A 2,286-nucleotide genomic window follows, 5' to 3' on the forward strand; every position below is an offset into this window, starting at 1 on the left:
CCAGGTTTCCAGTACCGAGTCAGGGTTCAGGGAAACGCTCTCAATGCCCTGCTCCATCAGCCAGCGCGCCAGATCCGGGTGATCGGACGGGCCCTGACCGCAAATACCGATGTATTTGCCGGCCTTGTTACAGGCCTGAATGGCGTTGGACAACAGCTTCTTGACCGCCGGATTACGCTCATCGAACAGGTGCGCGATGATCCCGGAGTCACGGTCAAGACCCAACGTCAGCTGGGTCAGATCGTTGGAGCCGATCGAGAAGCCGTCGAAGAACTCCAGGAACTCTTCCGCCAGAATCGCGTTGGACGGCAGCTCGCACATCATGATGATGCGCAAACCGTTCTCGCCACGGGCCAAACCGTTTTCAGCCAACAGATCGATGACTTGGCTGGCTTCGCCCAGGGTACGCACGAAAGGCACCATGATTTCGACGTTGGTCAGGCCCATCTCATTACGCACGCGCTTGAGGGCGCGGCATTCGAGCTCGAAGCAGTCACGGAAGTTTTCGCTGATGTAGCGCGATGCACCGCGGAAACCCAGCATCGGGTTTTCTTCTTCCGGCTCGTACAGCTTGCCGCCGATCAGGTTGGCGTACTCGTTGGACTTGAAGTCCGACAGGCGCACGATGACCTTTTTCGGGGTAAACGCAGCGGCCAGGGTGCTGATGCCTTCGACCAGTTTCTCGACATAGAAACCGACAGGGTCGTCGTAACCGGCGATGCGCTTGTCGACGCTGTCCTTGATGTCCTGGGGCAGATTCGGGTAATTCAGCAGCGCCTTGGGGTGCACGCCAATCATGCGGTTGATGATGAATTCCAGACGCGCCAGGCCGATACCGGCGTTGGGCAACTGGGCAAAATCGAACGCACGGTCCGGGTTACCGACGTTCATCATGATCTTGAACGGCAGCTCCGGCATGGCATCAATGGAGTTCTGCTTGATGTCAAAACCCAACTCGCCTTCGAAGATGTAGCCGGTGTCGCCTTCAGCGCAGGAAACGGTCACGCCCTGGCCGTCACGCAACAGCTGAGTGGCATTGCCACAACCGACGACAGCAGGAATGCCCAGTTCGCGGGCGATAATCGCCGCGTGACAGGTACGGCCGCCACGGTTGGTGACGATGGCGCTGGCGCGTTTCATCACCGGCTCCCAGTCCGGGTCGGTCATGTCGGAAACCAGCACGTCGCCCGGCTGAACCTTGTCCATCTCGGACACGTCCTTGATGATCCGCACTTTGCCCGCGCCGATGCGCTGACCAATGGCCCGGCCTTCGACCAGCACGGTGCCCTTCTCTTTGAGCAGGTAGCGTTCCATGACGTTGGCCGAGGTGCGGCTTTTCACGGTTTCAGGACGCGCCTGAACGATGTAAAGCTTGCCGTCGTCACCGTCTTTGGCCCATTCGATGTCCATCGGGCACTTGTAGTGCTTTTCGATGATCATCGCCTGACGCGCCAGGTTGCTGACTTCTTCATCGGTCAGGCAGAAACGTGCGCGATCAGCCGCCTCGACATCGATGACCTTGACCGACTTGCCGGCCGTGGCCACTTCGCCGTAGATCATCTTGATCGCCTTGCTGCCCAGGTTGCGGCGCAGGATCGCCGGGCGACCGGCTTCAAGGGTTTGTTTGTGAACGTAGAATTCGTCCGGGTTGACCGCGCCTTGCACCACGGTTTCGCCCAGGCCGTAGGCGCCGGTGATGAACACCACGTCGCGGAACCCGGATTCGGTGTCCAGCGTGAACATCACACCGGCCGTGCCTGTTTCAGAGCGGACCATGCGCTGCACACCAGCGGACAACGCGACCAGCTTGTGGTCGAAACCCTGATGCACACGGTAGGAAATGGCGCGGTCATTGAACAGCGAAGCGAAGACTTCCTTGGCCGCACGGATGACGTTTTCAACGCCGCGGATATTAAGGAAGGTTTCTTGTTGACCAGCGAAGGATGCGTCGGGCAAGTCTTCTGCGGTGGCAGAAGAGCGCACGGCAACGGCGATGTCCGGATTGCCTGCCGACAGCTCGGCGAAGGCGGTGCGGATTTCGGCGTTGAGCTTCTCGGGGAAATGCGCCTCCATGATCCACTGACGAATCTGCGCACCGGTTTTGGCCAGGGCGTTGACGTCGTCGACATCAAGGGCATCGAGTGCGGCGTGTATCTGATCGTTCAGACCGCTCTGCTCAAGAAAGTCACGATAGGCTTGAGCTGTAGTGGCAAAGCCACCGGGGACCGAAACACCGGCGCCCGCGAGGTTACTGATCATCTCGCCGAGGGATGCGTTCTTGCCCCC

At 59.6% G+C, this 2,286-nt stretch carries 1 protein-coding gene; it reads right to left on the reverse strand.

What is annotated here, in order from left to right; genetic code table 11:
• A partial coding sequence (gene ppsA, locus ACWKWM_RS27790; RefSeq protein ID WP_483849168.1) for a phosphoenolpyruvate synthase occupies positions 1-2,286 on the reverse strand: 2,286 nt, incomplete at both ends.

Source organism: Pseudomonas rosaeacicularis, assembly GCF_057128745.1.